Origin of the sequence: Mesorhizobium sp. SP-1A (genome assembly GCF_032460275.1) — a bacterium.
GTDB lineage: Bacteria > Pseudomonadota > Alphaproteobacteria > Rhizobiales > Rhizobiaceae > Mesorhizobium.
Genome location: NZ_JAVXZD010000004.1, coordinates 45,076 through 61,804, shown reverse-complemented (window position 1 = coordinate 61,804; position 16,729 = coordinate 45,076). Strand labels below are relative to the sequence as shown.

At 65.6% G+C, this 16,729-nt stretch carries 18 protein-coding genes; 10 read left to right on the top strand and 8 right to left on the bottom strand.

Annotated features, from left to right (window positions below; translation table 11 throughout):
- The first annotated feature begins 289 nt into the window (after positions 1 to 289).
- On the top strand, positions 290 to 844 hold the full coding sequence (locus QU595_RS18560) for a DUF2269 family protein (RefSeq protein ID WP_315924641.1): 555 nt from the start codon (positions 290 to 292) through the stop codon (positions 842 to 844).
- Positions 845 to 880: 36 nt separating this feature from the next.
- Here the strand turns inward: QU595_RS18560 and QU595_RS18555 are convergent, their stop codons facing one another.
- Positions 881 to 2,521 (bottom strand): acyl-CoA synthetase, encoded by a 1,641-nt coding sequence (locus tag QU595_RS18555; protein ID WP_315924639.1) that lies wholly within the window; start codon positions 2,519 to 2,521, stop codon positions 881 to 883.
- A 71-nt stretch (positions 2,522 to 2,592) separates the two neighbouring features.
- Positions 2,593 to 3,363, bottom strand: coding sequence for a sulfite exporter TauE/SafE family protein (locus QU595_RS18550; protein WP_315924637.1), 771 nt, complete (start codon positions 3,361 to 3,363; stop codon positions 2,593 to 2,595).
- A 143-nt stretch (positions 3,364 to 3,506) separates the two neighbouring features.
- Between QU595_RS18550 and QU595_RS18545 the strand changes: the two genes are divergently transcribed.
- The 3 genes from QU595_RS18545 to QU595_RS18535 all read left to right on the top strand — a co-directional run bounded on the left by QU595_RS18545 (position 3,507) and on the right by QU595_RS18535 (position 5,848).
- Positions 3,507 to 3,965 carry a GNAT family N-acetyltransferase gene (locus QU595_RS18545; RefSeq protein ID WP_315924635.1) on the top strand — a complete coding sequence of 153 codons (459 nt, stop codon included), beginning with the start codon at positions 3,507 to 3,509 and terminating at the stop codon, positions 3,963 to 3,965.
- A 204-nt stretch (positions 3,966 to 4,169) separates the two neighbouring features.
- Positions 4,170 to 4,817: a thiamine phosphate synthase gene (locus QU595_RS18540; RefSeq protein ID WP_315924633.1), complete on the top strand. Its 648-nt coding sequence runs from the start codon at positions 4,170 to 4,172 to the stop codon at positions 4,815 to 4,817.
- 2 nt (positions 4,818 to 4,819) lie between these two features.
- Complete coding sequence (locus QU595_RS18535) at positions 4,820 to 5,848, top strand: tetratricopeptide repeat protein (protein WP_315924631.1); 1,029 nt, start codon at positions 4,820 to 4,822, stop codon at positions 5,846 to 5,848.
- Between the two features lie 22 nt (positions 5,849 to 5,870).
- On the opposite strand, the gene QU595_RS18530 is transcribed toward QU595_RS18535, so the two are convergent.
- Positions 5,871 to 6,320 carry a universal stress protein gene (locus QU595_RS18530; protein WP_315924629.1) on the bottom strand — a complete coding sequence of 150 codons (450 nt, stop codon included), beginning with the start codon at positions 6,318 to 6,320 and terminating at the stop codon, positions 5,871 to 5,873.
- 166 nt (positions 6,321 to 6,486) lie between these two features.
- On the opposite strand from QU595_RS18530, the gene efp reads away from it, so the two are divergent.
- The 3 genes from efp (at position 6,487) to trhA (ending at position 8,826) form a co-directional block, all read left to right on the top strand.
- Positions 6,487 to 7,053 (top strand): elongation factor P, encoded by a 567-nt coding sequence (efp, locus tag QU595_RS18525; protein ID WP_315924628.1) that lies wholly within the window; start codon positions 6,487 to 6,489, stop codon positions 7,051 to 7,053.
- Between the two features lie 131 nt (positions 7,054 to 7,184).
- Entirely contained in the window at positions 7,185 to 7,985 is an 801-nt protein-coding gene (locus QU595_RS18520) for an inositol monophosphatase family protein (RefSeq protein WP_315924626.1), read from the top strand.
- A gap of 127 nt (positions 7,986 to 8,112) precedes the next feature.
- Positions 8,113 to 8,826: a PAQR family membrane homeostasis protein TrhA gene (trhA, locus tag QU595_RS18515; RefSeq protein ID WP_315924624.1), complete on the top strand. Its 714-nt coding sequence runs from the start codon at positions 8,113 to 8,115 to the stop codon at positions 8,824 to 8,826.
- An 8-nt stretch (positions 8,827 to 8,834) separates the two neighbouring features.
- Here trhA and QU595_RS18510 read toward each other — a convergent pair whose 3' ends face one another.
- Positions 8,835 to 9,938: an acyltransferase family protein gene (locus QU595_RS18510; protein ID WP_315924622.1), complete on the bottom strand. Its 1,104-nt coding sequence runs from the start codon at positions 9,936 to 9,938 to the stop codon at positions 8,835 to 8,837.
- A gap of 142 nt (positions 9,939 to 10,080) precedes the next feature.
- Here QU595_RS18510 and QU595_RS18505 point away from each other — a divergent pair, with 142 nt between their 5' ends.
- From QU595_RS18505 to QU595_RS18495, 3 genes are all read left to right on the top strand, one after another.
- Positions 10,081 to 11,100, top strand: coding sequence for a MotA/TolQ/ExbB proton channel family protein (locus QU595_RS18505; RefSeq protein ID WP_315924620.1), 1,020 nt, complete (start codon positions 10,081 to 10,083; stop codon positions 11,098 to 11,100).
- Positions 11,100 to 12,131, top strand: a complete 1,032-nt coding sequence (locus QU595_RS18500) for a peptidoglycan -binding protein (protein ID WP_315924618.1) — start codon at positions 11,100 to 11,102, stop codon at positions 12,129 to 12,131. The genes QU595_RS18505 and QU595_RS18500 overlap by 1 nt, the downstream gene beginning before the upstream one ends.
- A 209-nt stretch (positions 12,132 to 12,340) precedes the next feature.
- Complete coding sequence (locus tag QU595_RS18495) at positions 12,341 to 13,204, top strand: outer membrane beta-barrel protein (protein WP_315924616.1); 864 nt, start codon at positions 12,341 to 12,343, stop codon at positions 13,202 to 13,204.
- Between the two features lie 11 nt (positions 13,205 to 13,215).
- Here the strand turns inward: QU595_RS18495 and QU595_RS18490 are convergent, their stop codons facing one another.
- From QU595_RS18490 to QU595_RS18475, 4 genes are read right to left on the bottom strand one after another with little or no spacing between them, the layout of a single operon-like run.
- A complete protein-coding gene (locus QU595_RS18490; protein ID WP_315924614.1) occupies positions 13,216 to 13,620 on the bottom strand; it encodes a GtrA family protein in 405 nt (134 codons plus the stop codon).
- On the bottom strand, positions 13,617 to 14,441 hold the full coding sequence (locus tag QU595_RS18485) for a ChbG/HpnK family deacetylase (protein WP_315924612.1): 825 nt from the start codon (positions 14,439 to 14,441) through the stop codon (positions 13,617 to 13,619). The genes QU595_RS18490 and QU595_RS18485 overlap by 4 nt, the downstream gene beginning before the upstream one ends.
- Complete coding sequence (locus QU595_RS18480) at positions 14,438 to 15,406, bottom strand: glycosyltransferase family 2 protein (RefSeq protein WP_315924610.1); 969 nt, start codon at positions 15,404 to 15,406, stop codon at positions 14,438 to 14,440. Before QU595_RS18480 ends, QU595_RS18485 begins: the two co-directional genes overlap by 4 nt.
- On the bottom strand, positions 15,399 to 16,559 hold the full coding sequence (locus QU595_RS18475) for a glycosyltransferase family 87 protein (RefSeq protein WP_315924608.1): 1,161 nt from the start codon (positions 16,557 to 16,559) through the stop codon (positions 15,399 to 15,401). Before QU595_RS18475 ends, QU595_RS18480 begins: the two co-directional genes overlap by 8 nt.
- Between the last annotated feature and the right edge of the window lie 170 nt (positions 16,560 to 16,729).

Genomic DNA, 16,729 nt, shown 5'->3' with positions numbered 1-16,729 from the left:
AAACGGACTGCCCCGATCCGCGCCGGCCGGCAGTCCTCCTCCGTATGCACATTCTCTTCGGCGATGTTTCGAGACGATGCCGCGGTACCCTCCCAAGACCGCCGACATCGTTACATTAGCAGAAAAGGATGTTCTTGTCGCCGGCCACGGCATTCGCGTAGCGGCAACTTGAAACAAAACGAATGCGAACCGCCATCATTCCGAAACACGGCGAATGCTAGACGCCCGGCCCTCACCGGCGACCATCGCCACCCGCTTCGGGCGGGGAAGTTTCGGAAAGGGATAAAACATGGACTGGTATTCGATCGTCAAATTCCTCCACATCGTCTGTGCGCTGATATGGGTCGGCGGCGGCTTCACGCTGATGCTGCTGGCGGCAAGGGCCGAGCGGGCCGGCAATATCGAGAGCATGCTGCAGGCGATGCGCGCCACGGGCGAGCTCGGCAACCGGCTGTTCGCGCCGCTGTCGCTGGCGACGCTCGCCTTCGGCCTCGTCATGTGCGGCTTCTGGGCCGGCTTTTCGGAACTGTGGATCGTGATCGGCCTTGCCGGCTACTTCGTCACCTTCTCCGTCGGCATGCTGGTGTTCAAACCGACGGCCGACAGGATGGGCAGGATGATCGCCAAGGACGGCCTCACCCCGGCCGCGCTGGCGCAAGGCCGCCGCATCCTCAGCGCCGCGCGCTTCGACTATTCGGTCATGCTCGTCATCATCGCCGACATGGTGCTGAAGCCGACGCTCGACGACCGCTTCGTGCTGGGCGGCATGGCGCTGGTGATGCTGGGCGGGGCCGCGCTTGCGCTCAGCAACAATGCGCGGGGCACGACCCCCGCGCATGCCTGACCGGCGGCGGGTCCCCCGCCTTGCCAAAGACCGGCGTCAGTCGTGCTTCGCCATGTCGCGCAGGCGGAACTTCTGGATCTTGCCGGTCGAGGTCTTCGGAATCTCGGCGAAGATCACCGCCTTCGGCATCTTGAAGCGGGCAAGCAGCGACCGGCAGTGATCGAGGATCTCGGCCTCGGTCGCCGTCTTGCCCGGCTTCAGTTCCACATAGGCGACCGGCACCTCGCCCCATTTCTCGTCGGCGCGGGCGACCACGCCACAGGCGGCGACGGCCGGATGCTTGTAGAGCACGTCTTCCACCTCGATCGAGGAGATGTTCTCGCCGCCGGAGATGATGATGTCCTTCGAGCGGTCCTTGATCTGGAGATATCCGTCAGGATGCATGACGCCGAGGTCGCCGGAATGGAACCAGCCGCCGGCGAAGGCTTCGTCGCTGGCCTTCCTGTTCTTCAGATAGCCCTTCATGACGATGTTGCCGCGGAACATGACCTCGCCGATGGTCTCGCCGTCGGCGGGCGTCCGCCTCATCGTCTCGGGGTCCATCACCGTCAGCCCTTCCAGCGCCGCATAGCGCACGCCCTGCCGAGCCTTCCTGGCCGTCCGCGCCGCCTTGTCGAGCCGGTCCCATTCCTCGTGCCATTCGTTGACCACGGCCGGGCCATAGGTTTCCGTCAGCCCGTAGAGGTGGGTGACCGCGAAGCCGGCATCGGCCATGCCTGAAAGCACCGCTTCCGGCGGCGGCGCGGCGGCGGTGTTGAAGGTCACCGTCTGCGGGAATTCGCGCCTGTCCTCGTCGGCGGCGTTGATCAGCAGCGACATGACGATGGGCGCGCCGCACAGATGCGTCACGCCATGGTCGGCGATCGCCGCGTACATCGCCCTGGGCCGCACCCAGCGCAGGCACACATGCGTGCCCGCCTGCACCGCGAGGGTCCACGGGAAGCACCAGCCGTTGCAATGGAACATCGGCAGCGTCCACAGATAGACGCAGTGCTTGCCCATGCCGGCATGGATGGTGTTCGCATAGGCCATCAAGGCGGCGCCGCGGTGATGGTAGACGACGCCCTTGGGGTTGCCCGTGGTGCCGGACGTGTAGTTGAGCGAGATCGCGTCCCACTCGTCGTCGGGCATCGACCAGGCGAAGTCCGGATCGCCGCCGGCGATGAAATCGTCATAGTCCAGCATGCCGATGCGTTCGCCCTTGGGATAGGGCGCATCCTCGGCATAATCGGGATCGTCGTAGTCGATCACCAGCGGTTTCGTCTTGGCGATGGCCAGCGCCTCCCTGACCACGCCGGAAAACTCCCTGTCCACGATCAGCACCTTCGTCTCGGCGTGATCGATCTGGAAGGCGATGACCGCCGCGTCGAGGCGGGTGTTGAGGCAATGCAGCACGGCCTTGGTCATCGGCACGCCGAAATGCGCCTCCAGCATCGGCGGCGTGTTGGACAGCATCACCGTCACCGTGTCGCCCTTGCCGATGCCAGCCTTCGACAGGGCCGAGGCAAGCTGCAAGGAGCGCCGCCAGAAGTCGCGGTAGCTGATCCGGTTCCCGCCGTGGATGATCGCGATATGATCGGGAAACACCTTCGCCGCGCGCTCCAGATAGGAGATCGGCGTCAGCGGCTGGTAGTTCGCCGGGTTCTTGTCCAGGTCCTGCTCGTAGGGGTTGGCCATGCGGCCCTCCAGAATGATCGTCCTGCCTTGTTCTAGGACAGCGCGACGTCGCCGTCATCTCATACCGAAAGCTAGAAAAGCCCGGCGAGGCTGTCCCAGACCAGCTTGACGGCGACGACCGCCACGGTCGCATAGGTGAAGGGATAGAAGATCTCGGGTCGCATGCGCCTGACCAGCCAGGCGCCGGCCATGGTGGCGAGCGGCGCCAGCGGCATCAGCGCGAGCGAGGCGGCGAGGTTGGTGGCGTCGAACTGGCCGAGCGCGAAATAGGGAATGAGCTTCAGCGCGTTGGTGACGGCGAAGAAGATCGCCGTCGTTCCCGACAATATCTTGGGATCGAGCCGCAGCGGCAGGGCATAGACCTGGAAGGGCGGTCCGCCGACATGGGCGACGAAGCTGGTGAAGCCGGCGACCGCGCCCCAGAAGGCGGCGGCGAGGCGATTGGGCCTTGCCGCATGGTCCGCGCCATGTCGGAGCTTGAGATAGAGCCAGCGCAGCACGAAGGCCAGCGCGACCGCGCCGACGATCAGCCGCACCATCTCCTCCGTGACGACGGCGGCGGTCAGCCAGCCGAGCCCGATGCCGGCGACTGCGCCCGGCAGCATGTCGAGGAGCATCCTGCGGTCGTAGACGCCCCACCATGTCCACACCGCCGCGACATCCATCAGGCACAAGATCGGCAACAGGATCGCGGCCGCCTGCACCGGCGGCATCACCAGCGCCATCAGCGGCACGCCGACGAAGCCGACGGCGCCGCCGAAGCCGCCTTTGGAGAGCCCCACGAGCACAACCGCAGGCACGGCTGCGGCGTAGAACCACGGATTGGCGAGCAGGTCCATCATGGCGCAAGATCGTTCGAGGGCGGGCGTCGCCTGATTACCCCGGATTCCGCTTTTAGGCGATGGCCGACCGGCCGCTCGTTCCGGTTGTCGCCTGCGACGGCCACGGCTATGCAGGGATCGTTCACAAGATAGGGATTCCTTGGATGAGCGAGATAGCGATCCGGCGTGCCGAGGAAGGCGATATCGCGGCCATCGTGGCCATGCTCGCCGACGACCCGCTCGGCCGAGCGCGGGAGGACACCAGCGAGCCGCCCGCCGAATGCTATGCAAAGGCCTTCCGGGCCGTGGATGCGGATCCGAACCAGTTGCTCGCCGTGATGACGCAGGACGGCCGCGTCGTCGGCACGCTCCAGCTTACCTTTATCGCAGGGCTGTCGCACAAGGGCGCGACCAGAGGGCAGATCGAGGCGGTCCGGGTGGCATCCGACCGCCGCGGCGCCCGGCTCGGCCAGCGCATGATGGAATGGGCGATCGCCCAGTGCCGCGCCCGCGGCTGCGCGCAGGTCCAGCTGACCACGGATCGCAGCCGCGCGGACGCGCACCGCTTCTACGACCGCCTCGGCTTCAAGCCGACCCACATAGGCTACAAGCTCGGTCTTTAGCCGCGCACGGCACCTGTTCAATGCGCAAGCATTCGTCTAGGACCAGTCGACATTCACGCATCGATCGATCCGAGGCCGTGTTCCCGGAAAGCGGAAACCGGTTTTCGGGCGGGAACATGCCCTAGACGAATGCGCGTGAATCGAGCAGGTGCCGCAATGCAACCATCTTCGCCCGCCATAGGCGAAACCGGATCGACGCCACCCATGAACCAGACGCCCCCGCCCAGCCGCTGCCGCCTCGTGCTGATCGCACCGCCCTCGGTGGCGGTCGAACGCATCGGCGCTGCCCTTTCGGGCGGCGACGTCGCTTCGCTCATCCTGACCCAGGAGGGGTCGGACGAAGCTTCCTTCCAGGCCTTCGCCGAAAAGATCGTGCCCATGGCGCAGGCGGCCGGCGTCGCCGTCGTGATCGCCGGCGACAGCCGTGTCGCCGGCCGCGTGCATGCCGACGGGCTGCATGTCGAAGGCGGCACGGAGGACCTCGCCGACGCCATCGAACGGCATCAGGACAGGATGATGATCGGTGCGGGCGGCGCCAAGACGCGCGACGACGCGCTCGAACTGGGCGAAGAACGGCCCGACTACATCTTCTTCGGCCGGTTCGGCTACGACACCAAGCCGGAGCCGCACGCGCGCAACCTCGCGCTCGGCAGATGGTGGGCCGAGATGATCGAGATCCCCTGCATCGTCATGGCCGGCTCCGAGATTGCCTCGGTCGAGGCCGTCGCCGCCACCGGCGCCGAATTCGTGGCCCTGTCTGCGGCGGTCTTTGCCGAGGGCGTCGACCCGACGGCCGCCGTCGCCCAGGCCAACGCGCTGCTCGACCGCAGCGCGCCGCGCTTCGAGGACTGACGATGCGGCGCTGGCTCCTCCTGCTGGCCTTGACGGCGGCGCCCGGTCTGGCGTTGGCGGCCAACGACGGGCCGGATGCCGGAACCAGGGCCGCCCCGAAGATGGACCGGCCGATCGCCAACCCGCTGCCGCAGCCGGCCACCGTGGCAGAACCGCCGCCCCTGCCCTCGGCGGACAAGATCGATCCGTCACGCTTCGGTGCGCGCCCTGCCGATGCCGCTTACGGCGCCTACCAGCGCGGCCTCTACAAGACCGCCTACAATCTGGCGCTGGAACGCGCCAGAAACGGCGACCCGGCCGCACAGGCGCTCGTGGCGGAAATCCTGTCGCGCGGGCTCGGCGTGCCGGTGAACCAGGCCGAGGCGGCGAAATGGTATGCGCGCGCGGCCGAGCGCGGCATCCCCGAAGCCCAGTTCCAGTATGCCCTGCTGTTGCTCGACGGCCGCTATGTTAAGAAGGACGAGAAGGCCGCCCATGCGCTCCTGCAGGCGTCCGCGGAGGCCGGCAACCAGCTGGCGCAGTTCAATTTCGCCCAGCTGCTCGTTCAGGAAGACCCCGGCGACGCCGGCTTCGGCCGGGCCACGCCCTATTACGAGCGCGCGGCCGCCGCCGGTCTCGCCGACGCGCAATATGCCATGTCGCAAATCTATGCCAACGGCATCGGCGGCAAGAACAAGGACGACGCCGAGGCGCGCCGCTTCCTGGTGCTTGCCGCGCGGCAGAACTACGACACCGCCCAGCTCGATCTCGCTCAATGGCTGATCGACGGACGCGGCGGCACGCGCGACCTCAAATCCGGTTTCGGCTGGATGAAGAGGGCTGCCGAGGGCGGCAATGTCGCGGCCCAGAACCGGCTCGCCAAGCTCTATCGGGGCGGCATCGGCGTCGACCCGGACATCGTCACCGGCGCGGCCTGGTACATGGTGGCCCGCCGTGCCGGCCTTGTCGACAACCAGATGGAAGGGTTCCTCAACGGCCTGGACCAGGACCAGACCAGGCAGGCGCTCCAGAAGGCGAACCGCCTGCCCTGATCCGGACACCCCAGGGCGGCAACTACCTGACGACCAGAACCGGCACGCCGGAATGCGCCACCACCTCCGCCGTCTGGCTGCCGAGAAGCACCCGTTCGACCCCGCGCCGCCCGTGCGAGGCCATCACGATCAGGTCGCAACCCTTCGCGGCCGCCGTCTGCAGGATCGCATCGGCGGCGCGCGAATCCGCGACGTGGTACGGTTCCACGGCGACGCCTTCCTGCGCGGCCTCGGCCTTCACGCGCGACAGGATCTCGTCGGCAAAGCGCGTCTGCGCCGCGCGGTAATCGGCGAGTTCCTCCGTCGAAGGCACCCAGCCGGCGCCCAGGGCGATCCCGGACAGGGGCATCGGGTCAGTGGCCATGATTACGGTGACCTTGCTGACCAGCGCCTTGGCCAGCGCGATGCCGTGCCGGACCCCGCGCCCGGCCAGGTCTGAACCGTCGGTCGCGATCAGGATATGCTTGTACATGCTTCTCTCCTTTTCCAATGCATGTATGCATCGTGACCCGGCATCGGTGCAGGCCAGCGGAGGCAGGTTGCTGAGCCACCTCTCTTGCCTCTTTTGGCGATTTGTGGTCTTGGAAACACCGAAATCGCCTTTCGGCGTCCATCTTCTTTCCGGAATCCAATCAATCATGGCCAAAATCAACGGCAACGAAATCCGTCCCGGCAACGTCATCGAGCATGACGGCGGCCTCTGGGTGGCGGTCAAGACCAACCACGTGAAGCCCGGCAAGGGCGGCGCCTACAACCAGGTCGAGCTGAAGAACCTCATCAACGGCACCAAGCTCAACGAGCGTTTCCGCTCGGCAGAGACGGTGGAGCGCGTGCGCCTCGAACAGAAGGATTTCTCCTTCCTCTACGAACAGGGCGAGGCGCTGGTGTTCATGGACACCGAGAGCTACGAGCAGCTTGAGCTGCAGAAGGATTTCGTCGGCGACCGCGCCGCCTTCCTGCAGGACGGCATGACCGTCACCGTGGAACTTTACGAGGAAAAGCCGATCGGCATCGCCCTGCCCGACCAGGTGACGCTGACCATCACCGAGGCCGACCCGGTGGTGAAAGGCCAGACTGCCGCCTCGTCCTACAAGCCGGCGGTGCTGGAGAACGGCATTCGCGTCATGGTGCCGCCCTTCATCGAATCCGGCGAGAGGATCATCGTCGACACCAACGAGATCACCTACATCCGCCGCGCGGACTGATACCAAGGCTCGATGATCTCAACGCACCTGGCTTTGGGTGAGCCCGAGCGGCGCTTGAGCTTTTTTCAGGTCGCGGATGCGCCGGCATCTTCGCGAGCTGGTATAAGATCGTAGGCGGAAAGGACGAAGAGATGGCCCGTTCGGCTCTCCTGAATGTCATGGTACAGGCCGCCATGAAGGCCGGCCGCTCGCTGTCGCGCGACTTCGGCGAGGTGCAGAACCTGCAGGTCTCCATGAAAGGGCCCGGCGACTATGTCAGCCAGGCCGACCGCAAGGCCGAGGAGATCGTCTTTTCCGAACTCTCCAAGGCGCGGCCGGGCTATTCCTTCCTGATGGAGGAGCGCGGCGCGGTGGAGGGCGACGACGCCCAGCATCGCTGGATCGTCGACCCGCTCGACGGCACCACCAATTTCCTGCACGGCATTCCGATGTTTTCGGTGTCCATCGCGCTGGAACGGCAGGGCCAGATCGTCGCCGGCGTGATCTACAACCCGGCCCTGGATGAGCTCTACACCGCCGAGCGCGGTGGCGGCGCCTTCATGAACGACCGGCGGCTGCGCGTGGCTGCCCGCGCCAAGCTGTCCGACTGCGTCATCGGCTGCGGCGTGCCGCATCTCGGCCGCGGCCACCACGGCAATTTCCTGATCGAACTGCGCAATGTCATGGGTGAGGTTTCCGGCATCCGCCGCATGGGCTCGGCCGCGCTCGACCTTGCCTATGTCGCCGCGGGCCGCATGGACGGCTTCTGGGAAAACAACCTATCGGCATGGGACGTGGCGGCAGGCATATTGCTGATCCGCGAGGCTGGCGGCTTCGTCTCCGATCTCTCCGGCGGACAGGACATGCTGGACAGCGGCTCGATCGTCGCCGGCAACGAGGTCATCCACCGCGCCCTGCTCAAGACGCTGAAGAAGCCCGTTTCGGCGCGCTGAATCAGGCGGCCCCGGAAGACCGCGGCGCTTTCGCGTTACGCCCACGGGCGCCGCAGCCATAGTGCTGCAACAGAAGCTTGAAATACTGGTCCGCAACCACCCAGATAGGGGTAATGCAGGACCAGAAATGAACGACGGAAGCCAAACGCTGCGCCGCAGGCCGGGCGAAATCGATATCGATATCCCCTTCATGGGGCGCTGGCACTATTCGCGCGCCGAGCTGATCGCCGACGGGATCGTTCATGCGGTCGGCATCGTGCTGGCCATCGCCGCCGGCTCGTGCCTGCTGACGCTGGCCGCCTTCCATGCCGCGCCGGGCGAATATATTGCCGCCGTTTTCTATGTCGTGTCCCTGCTGACGGTGCTTTCGGTGTCGCTGGCCTACAATCTCTGGCCGGTGGCCTCGCCGGCGAAATGGGTGCTGCGCCGTTTCGACCATTCCGCCATCTATCTGCTCATCGCCGCCACCTACACGCCCTTCCTGGCCCAGTTGAAAGCCGAGCCACTGGCCGGCTGGATGATCGCCGTCATATGGGGTGCGGCCATGGCCGGCATCGCCGTCAAGGTGCTCCTGCCGGGCCGTTTCGACCGGCTCGCCGTCATCTTCTATCTTGCCATCGGCTGGAGCGGGCTGGTGATCGCAGGTCCGCTGCTGGAGACCCTGCCGGCCGTCTCGCTGGCGCTGATCGTCGCGGGCGGGGTGGTCTATTCCTGCGGCGTCGTCTTCTTCGCCTGGAAGGGCCTGCGCTTCCACAACGCGCTCTGGCACGGCTTCGTGGTCACCGGTGCGGGATTGCATCTCGCCGCCGTGTTCGACGCGCTCGTCTTCAGCCGCTTATAGGCACCGCTTCAGGCGGCCTGCGGTACGGGCGGGCTGAAGACGCGCCGCATGGGAGCATCCGCGGCCGCCGTGATCAGGCAGACCAGCAACGTCAGCGCCGCCAGCGCCGGAACCAGCAGCGGATTCGGGATCATGTTCACGGCGCCCCAGCCGACGAACCCCATCACCACCAGCCCGTGCAGAAGATAGACCGACAGCGACCGTTCGCCGAGCCAGCCCAACAGGGCCGAGCCGCGCGGCACGATGGCCGAAAAGCCCAGCATGGCGGCAAGGCCGAGCAGCATGGCCATCAGCCGGCCGGTCGCCGGATGGGCGCTGTCGGCCGCCCCGCTGGCATAGTCGCGGCTGCCGGTCAGCGCCGCGCCGTTCAGCCCGTGCCGCCACCACAGCAGCACCGCCGCGATGGCGACGACGAACAGGCAGCAAAAAAGGAACGGACGCCTGCGCACCACCGCGATCAGTTGCGGTCCGTAGAGATGGCCGAGGACGAAGAAGGGCAGGAAATAGATCGTTCGCGAGGCACTGAGCGCATAGCCGATGCTGTCGTCGTAACCTGCGGCGACGGCCGCCACGACCGCCAGGGCAAGACCGCCCGGCGAGGCGAACAGCGGCAAGAGCAGCCGCCAGCAGATCAGGCTGGCGATGAACCACAGCAGCCAGTAGGGCGTGAGCAACGAATACGCGTACCACCCGGTCACCTTGCTCATGCCGATATAGACGCACTGGAACAGCATCAGCGGCAGGAACAGGGTCCAAATGATCTTGCGGTAGTCCCGTCCACGCAGCGCCTCGCGTGCAAAAACGCCGGACAGGAATACGAAAAGCGGCATATGAAAACTGTAGATGCCAATATAGGCAGCCTGAAGAATCTCCGAATTCTGTGATGGCTGCTCGATCAAATGTCCAAAGACGACCAGAAGTATGCCAGCTCCTCTAAGTGCGTCCAGATGGGTATCCCGCTCATTATCGACTGTATGGGAAGACAATTCCAAGCATTCCGTCTTTCTTTCAACCAGGCGTCTCCGCCAGAAACGATTCGTCGTCTCAGGAAAAACTTGGAGCAGGGCGACATCGTGGCAAGTGCGGTCAAACAGGGTTGCGGCCGGTAACATTGCCGCCGGCCCCCGCCCCGCGCCTGCGATCAGGAGCCGGCTCGAGCGCCGCGATGCGCCAAGCGCCTTTCAATTTGGCCGTATTTCCGTTTAGAGTCGCACTCGCGCATTTTGTACGGCCGCATTCTGAAACGGGGCTCGGATGGCATTCCTCAGATCGTTCGCATTGGGACGGCGCACGGACGTGTTGACCTACGATCCGCACAAGCTTTCCAGCCCCCAGGTGTTCGTCATGACGATGGTGGTGTTCCTTGCCATCGTCGCCTTCATCGCCATCATCCTGACACGGCAGATCTCGACCGCCTTCACCACCAACCCCGGGCTCAACGGGCTGATCGTCGGCGTGCTGCTGGTGGGCATCCTGCTGGCCTTCGTGCAGGTGGGCCGGCTGTTTCGCGAGGTGCGGTGGGTGAATTCCTTCAGGGCCGGCTCCGAAACCACGGAGCCCGTTCTGCTCGCGCCCATGAAGGCGATGCTCGGCCGCTCGACCTCGATGGCCTTCTCCACCTCTTCCATGCGCACCATGCTCGATTCCATCGCCACGCGCTTGGACGAAAGCCGCGACACCTCGCGCTACCTGGTCGGGCTTTTGGTGTTCCTGGGCCTGCTCGGCACCTTCTGGGGCCTGTTGAAGACCATCGGCTCCATCGGCGAGACCATCCAGGGGCTGGATCCCGGCAGCGGCGATGCCGCCGCCGTTCTGGACGCCTTGAAGCAAGGCCTGTCGGCGCCGCTGGCGGGCATGGGCACCGCTTTCTCGTCCTCGCTGTTCGGCCTGTCCGGCTCGCTGGTGCTCGGCTTCCTCGATCTCCAGGCCGGCCGCGCCCAGACGCGCTTCTATACGGAACTGGAGAACTGGCTGTCCTCGGTCACCGACCTGTCGTCCGACATCACCGTGCCCGACACCCGGTCCGGCTCGGCCGACGAGATCAGGGCGCTGTCGGAGCGGCTGCGCAGCCTGCAGGAGAACGGCGGCTCCAACCCGCGCGTCGCCACCGCCATGGCCAATCTGGCCGACGGCATTTCCGGCCTGGTCAAGAACATGCGCTCCGAGCAGCAGATCATGCGCGACTGGGTCGAGGCCCAGTCCGATGAGCAGCGCGCCATGCGCGACACGCTCGAGAAGATCGCCGACGCCCTGAAGAAGCGGGAACCCAGCTGATGGCTTTGGCCCGCGCGCGGCGTGCCGATCGCCGTATCGACTACTGGCCGGGCTTCGTCGACGCGCTGTCGACGCTGCTGCTCACCTTCATGTTCCTGCTTTCGGTCTTCGTGCTGGCGCAGTTCCTGCTGACGCGCGAGATTTCCGGCAAGGACGCGGTGCTGAACCGCCTCAACTCGCAGATCAACGAACTCACCCAGCTCCTGGCGCTGGAGAAGAGCAACAACCAGGACGCGCAGGATTCGCTTGCCAACCTGCAGGCATCGCTTTCCGCCGCCGAGGCCGAAAAGGGCCGGCTGGAACAGTTGCTGGCGCAGGGCACGGGCGCCGGCGATGCCGCCAATGCGCGCGCCAACGCGCTTTCGGGCGAACTCGACAACCAGCGCCAGATCAGCCAGCGAGCGCTGAGCCAGGTGGAGCTGCTGAACCAGCAGATTTCCGCGCTGCGCAAGCAGATCGCGGCGCTGGAAGACGCGCTCAATGCCTCCGAGCAGCGCGACAAGGAATCCAACACCAAGATCGCCGACCTCGGGCGGCGGCTCAATGTGGCGCTGGCCCAGCGCGTGCAGGAACTGAACCGCTACCGCTCCGATTTCTTCGGCCGCCTGCGCGAGATCCTGTCCGATCGCGAGAACATCCGCATCGTCGGCGACCGCTTCGTCTTCCAGTCCGAGGTTCTGTTCCCCACCGGCTCCGACGTCATCAACGACGCCGGCAAGGTGGAGATGAAGAAGCTGGCCGACGCCATCATCGAGTTGCAGAAGGAAATCCCGCCGGAGATCAACTGGGTGCTGCGCGTCGATGGCCACACCGACGACGTGCCGCTTTCGGGAACGGGCCACTACAAGGACAATTGGGAGCTGTCGACCGCCCGCGCGATCTCGGTGGTGAAATTCCTGATCGCCAATGGCGTGCCGCCAAACCGGCTGGTCGCCGCCGGCTTCGGCGAATTCCAGCCCCTCGACCCGGCCGGCACGGACGAGGCGCGCACCAAGAACCGCCGCATCGAACTGAAACTCACCGAGCGCTGATTAGCGTCGGGCGCAGGCTTCCGGGCGGGGCGCCAATGCCTCGCACCGGTCTGCGGCTGCCTCACGCCGAACCCCGATGGCGTAACAAGCATATTTCGCTAACGCTCTGTTATCCTTAACTGCCACTTAACCACTATGGTTAACAATGCTTCTCAGTGGGCGGCTGTGCTTTTCCGGCGCGACCGGCTGAAGCTGGGGAGTTTGCAAACATGAAGCTGACTGTACGTTTGGGCCTCGCCCTTGCGGTGACCGCGCTGTCGCCTTTGGCGTCGGCACATGCGGCCGACTACGATCCGCCGATCTATGTGGACCAGGCGCCTGAATACACGCCCGTCGAGGTCGGCTCGGGCTGGTATCTGCGCGGCGACATAGGCTTCGCCCTGACCAAGCCCTACAAGCACGTCCAGGATTTCGTCGGCTTGAGCAATTTCGACGAGAAGCGGAGCCAGCTCCTGGGAAGCGTCGGCGTAGGCTACCACCTCAACGACTATCTGAGGACGGAGCTGAACTTCGGCATCCTGCCGAGCAACAAATTCTCCGATACCCAACTCGTCGCCAACGGCTGTAACGGCCACACCAACGTGGTTCTGAGCGCCAATCCCCTCGTCATCCAGCCGGTAGCGACCACGCAGGACTGCCAGGTCGGCTCCTACGGCGAGAACAAGGGCTACAGCGCCATGGCCAACGCCTATGTGGACCTCGGCACCTATTCCGGCCTGACGCCCTATATCGGCGGCGGCATCGGCCTTGCTTACAACAAATATACGCTGGCCGAGGGCCGGAAGAACTGTAAGGAAGTGGCCCCCAATTCCAGCGGCGCCGGCGGCTTCGCTTGCGACGATCCCGCAGGCTATGACGGCCAGGTCGAATCCGAATCCAAGCTGAATTTCGCCTATTCGCTCGGGGCCGGCCTGTCCTATCGTCTCAGCCAGAATGTTTCGATGGACGTAGGCTACGAATATTTCGCGGTGCCGAGCGCCAAATACGTCACCTACGACAACGGCGTCTTCAACGTCGCCAAGGGCGTCGACTATCACGCGGTCAAGGTCGGGCTGCGCTACGACCTCTGGTAGGGCAGCGCCCGTTATCTGACCAGCCTGCCCTCGATCGACCAGCGCGCGGCGAGGAAGTTCAGCGCCGCGGCCACCACGACGCCGCCGATCTTCGCCGGCCAGACGCCGGTCCAGCCGGCCAGGGCCGCGATCGACAGGCTGGACACGCCGAGAGAGATCAGCGCGCCAAGCGATATGAACCGGAAAAAGGCGTTGCCCAGCGGGATCGATCTGTCACGCTCGAACGACCACAGGCCGTTCGCCGCGAAGGAAAACAGCACGGCCACGAACCAGGCGCCGACATTGGCCGCCAGCGGCGGCGTCGAAAGCCACAGAAGCACGCTGAAGGCCGCCAGGTCGATCACCGTGTTGGCAAGCCCCACGACGGCGAAGCGCGCCATCTTGGTTCCCAGGGACCGCAGCGGCCTGTCGCTCATCGCACGCCGGTCCTGACCGCCGCACCGGCACGGTCCAGCATCCCGGCGAATTCGTCCGACGCCAGAAATGCGAACTCCACCTCGCGCACCGCCTGCATGGGGTCGCGGGCAGTGAGGACCGCATCGACACGGCCGGGATGGCACATGAACACGCCCTCCTCCGGCAAATCCGCAACCGCTGCCGCCAGCGCGGGCACGAAGCCTTCGGGCCGGCGCCAGTCATAGATGCCCGACAGCGGCTTCAAGACCCTGAAGCCGGTCCGTTCCATGGCGTGGTCGAACCCGCGCGCCAGCGCCGCAACGGCGGCCGTCTTCACCGCTTGGCCGTCTAGGCTTCGCGGCAGGGCCGGCGCACCGCGCAGGGCGGGCCTGGAGCCCGAACCTGCGAACCGCCGGCGCAGCCAGTCGCGCACGGCCGGCAGGAAGTGCACGTGCTGATGTCCGTCGATGAAGTCAGGCTCCCGCCCGAGCCTCTCCACGAACCGCCCATGCTGGGCGTCCAGTTCGGCGTGAATGTCGGCCGCAGCGATCGAACCCCGTTTGAACGGCAGCGCCAGCGCGGAAAGCGGCGGCAGCCGGCCGTCGCGGACGAGGCTGGAAGGTCCGGTCAGAGCGGGTTGGTCGGTCAGCGTCAGGTGAAGTCCGATCGCGGCCCTGCCCGCGAACGGCCCTATGTCCTTCGCCGCGGCTTCCCATTCCGGAAAGCCGGTCATGCAGCCGGTTCCGGTGAGCCGGCCGCGATCGATCAGGTCGAGGATCGCGCCGCAAACGCCGGGCGACAGACCGTAATCGTCCGCTATCAGCCGGATCGTCCGCATCATCCTTCCGGCTTGTCCGCGCCGCCGCCGACGATGTCGCGCACGATATAGACGGGACGGTCCTTGCTCTCGCTCAGCGCCACCCAGACATATTCGCCGATCAGTCCGAGCAGGGCCAGGTTGAAACCTCCGAGGATCACGACGGCCATGAGCAGGCTCGGATAGCCCGGCACGGCAATGCCGAAGAATATGACCTCGAAGAACACCTTCACGCCGTAGAGCCCGCCGGCTATCGCAAGGGCGAGCCCGCACAGGCTGACGATGCGCAGCGGCACCACGGAGAACGACGTGAAGCCTTCCAGCGAGAAGGCGATGAGGTTCCAGCGGCTCCACTTGCTGGTGCCGCCGCCCCGCTTCGCCGGGGAGTAGGTCAGCGCCCTGTGGCGGAACCCGGCCCAGGCGTAGAGCCCCTTGTTGAAACGCCGCTTGTCGCGCAGCCGGGTGAATGCGCGCGCCACGGAGCCGCGCATGATGCGGAAATCACCGGCGTTCTCGGGAATGTCGAAACGCTGGCTGCTGTTGATCAGCCGGTAGAAAAGCCGCGCGAGCTGGCTGCGGCGCCAGCTGCCTTCGCGCCGGTCGTTGCGCGCATAGACCACGTCTATGTCGGGATCGGCCAGCAATTCCGCGATCAGCGCCATGCCGGTATCGAGGGAATGCTGGAGATCGGCATCCATGATCAGCACCAGATCGGCGTCGGCGCGGTCGAGCCCGGCCAGCACCGCCGCTTCCTTGCCGAAATTGCGGCTCAGCCGCACGATCTCCCAGCTTCCGGCAAGGCTTTGCGAAAAGCGTCGAACGCTGTCGTCATTGCTCCCGTCGTCGACCAGGATCTTGCGCGTCTTCAGGCCGAAGCGGCGGGCCGCCTCGGCTTCGAGCCGGTCGAGAAGCTGGGCAAATGCCTGGGCCGTTTCGGCTTCGTTCAAAAAGGGCGCGACGATATCCAGCGTCTGACGGCGTTCAGGCATGGGTATCCAATCTGGAAAGGCGGGACTGCGAGCGCGAAGAAGCCCGGAACCACCACAGCAGCGGCAATGTTATCACGGTCATGATGATCGGCCTGAACCAGAGGCGGATCAGGTCGTGCACCTGTTCGAACAGGCCGGTAAGTCCCGAAAGGAACAGCAGGATCGCCAGCACGGCATGCAGCGCGCCTCTGCTGCCGTTCTCCCACATCACGGCGATCGCGACTCCGGCCGGCAAAGCGAGCATGATGAATGTGTTGTGCTCGACACGCGGATTGAAGATACACATGTAGAAGGCGGCCGCGAGGAAGACGGCAAGGCCGCTGAACTGCCGGTCCAGATTCCGGTCGTACCAGACGACCAGCCAAAGCGTGGCGAACGCGGCAACGATACGGATTCCCGTCGCCAGGTTCTCCGAAAGCGGCACGCCCATGGCGGCGAAGGGCGCGGTGAAATCCGCCGGCTCGAACGCCTTCGACCGGTCGAACGACATGGAGGTCATCAGCTTGGAGAAGTCGCCATAGAGCTGGTTGACATAGCCGGCCGGCGCGAATGCGTAGGGCAGCAGCAGGAGCAGCAGCACCGACAGCAGCAGCGTCGGAATGAGCTTCGGCCGCAATGCGCCGGTAAGCAGGAGCACCACGATGGCCGTCGGCTTGGCGATCAGCGCCAGCGTGGCCCACAGCAGGGTTTCGGCACGGCGGCCCTCCAGCGCGGACAGCACGAGCAGCCAGCAGGCGCCCGTCAGCAAGACGGTTGCCTGGCCGTTGCGCAACGCCCCCGCGGCGACCGGCACGGCAAGGAACAGCCCGTAGGACAGCATCCAGACCCGGTTGCCCGGATCGAGCCGCGCGACCTGGCGCACCGCCGCATAGGTCAGCACCGCAAAGCCCAGCAGGCGCCACAACAGGTCGCCGGCGACCGGTCCGAGCTTGGCAAAGGGCATGAACAGCGCCGCGAAGGCCGGCGGATAGAGATAGCCCATCGCCAGGTCGAGATTGTAGAGCGGCTTGCCCGCCGCGAACATCTCGGCCGCGAGCCGATAGGCCGGGACCACCGAGCGGTTGTCCGGCGCAAGGCTCGACAGGATCAGAATGGCGCAGAAGCCGGCCACCCATAGGGTCAGCCCGCCCCAGTCCAAGATCTTCCCAGCCAAAACGCTTCCGGTTCTTGTCATAGCCGATACCGCCCACCGCCAACGGCCTGTCCATGGCGGCCGCAAGAGGCCCGAGCGCATATCACGAACCCTCCCGCGCGGTATAGCGGCTTCGATGCCCGGCGCAAAGTGATGGCGACTTGCCGCATCCTCTGCAAAACCGTCGATAC

Coding starts and splice junctions, on each gene's coding strand:
- QU595_RS18560 (WP_315924641.1), top strand. CDS start 290: ATGGACTGGTATTCGATCGTCAAATTCCTCCACATCGTCTGTGCGCTG.
- QU595_RS18480 (WP_315924610.1), bottom strand. CDS start 15,406: ATGCCTGAACGCCGTCAGACGCTGGATATCGTCGCGCCCTTTTTGAAC.
- QU595_RS18500 (WP_315924618.1), top strand. CDS start 11,100: ATGGCTTTGGCCCGCGCGCGGCGTGCCGATCGCCGTATCGACTACTGG.
- QU595_RS18505 (WP_315924620.1), top strand. CDS start 10,081: ATGGCATTCCTCAGATCGTTCGCATTGGGACGGCGCACGGACGTGTTG.
- QU595_RS18510 (WP_315924622.1), bottom strand. CDS start 9,938: ATGTTACCGGCCGCAACCCTGTTTGACCGCACTTGCCACGATGTCGCC.
- QU595_RS18530 (WP_315924629.1), bottom strand. CDS start 6,320: ATGTACAAGCATATCCTGATCGCGACCGACGGTTCAGACCTGGCCGGG.
- QU595_RS18545 (WP_315924635.1), top strand. CDS start 3,507: ATGAGCGAGATAGCGATCCGGCGTGCCGAGGAAGGCGATATCGCGGCC.
- QU595_RS18555 (WP_315924639.1), bottom strand. CDS start 2,521: ATGGCCAACCCCTACGAGCAGGACCTGGACAAGAACCCGGCGAACTAC.
- QU595_RS18550 (WP_315924637.1), bottom strand. CDS start 3,363: ATGATGGACCTGCTCGCCAATCCGTGGTTCTACGCCGCAGCCGTGCCT.
- QU595_RS18520 (WP_315924626.1), top strand. CDS start 7,185: ATGGCCCGTTCGGCTCTCCTGAATGTCATGGTACAGGCCGCCATGAAG.
- QU595_RS18485 (WP_315924612.1), bottom strand. CDS start 14,441: ATGATGCGGACGATCCGGCTGATAGCGGACGATTACGGTCTGTCGCCC.
- trhA (WP_315924624.1), top strand. CDS start 8,113: ATGAACGACGGAAGCCAAACGCTGCGCCGCAGGCCGGGCGAAATCGAT.
- QU595_RS18535 (WP_315924631.1), top strand. CDS start 4,820: ATGCGGCGCTGGCTCCTCCTGCTGGCCTTGACGGCGGCGCCCGGTCTG.
- QU595_RS18540 (WP_315924633.1), top strand. CDS start 4,170: ATGAACCAGACGCCCCCGCCCAGCCGCTGCCGCCTCGTGCTGATCGCA.
- QU595_RS18495 (WP_315924616.1), top strand. CDS start 12,341: ATGAAGCTGACTGTACGTTTGGGCCTCGCCCTTGCGGTGACCGCGCTG.
- QU595_RS18490 (WP_315924614.1), bottom strand. CDS start 13,620: ATGAGCGACAGGCCGCTGCGGTCCCTGGGAACCAAGATGGCGCGCTTC.
- efp (WP_315924628.1), top strand. CDS start 6,487: ATGGCCAAAATCAACGGCAACGAAATCCGTCCCGGCAACGTCATCGAG.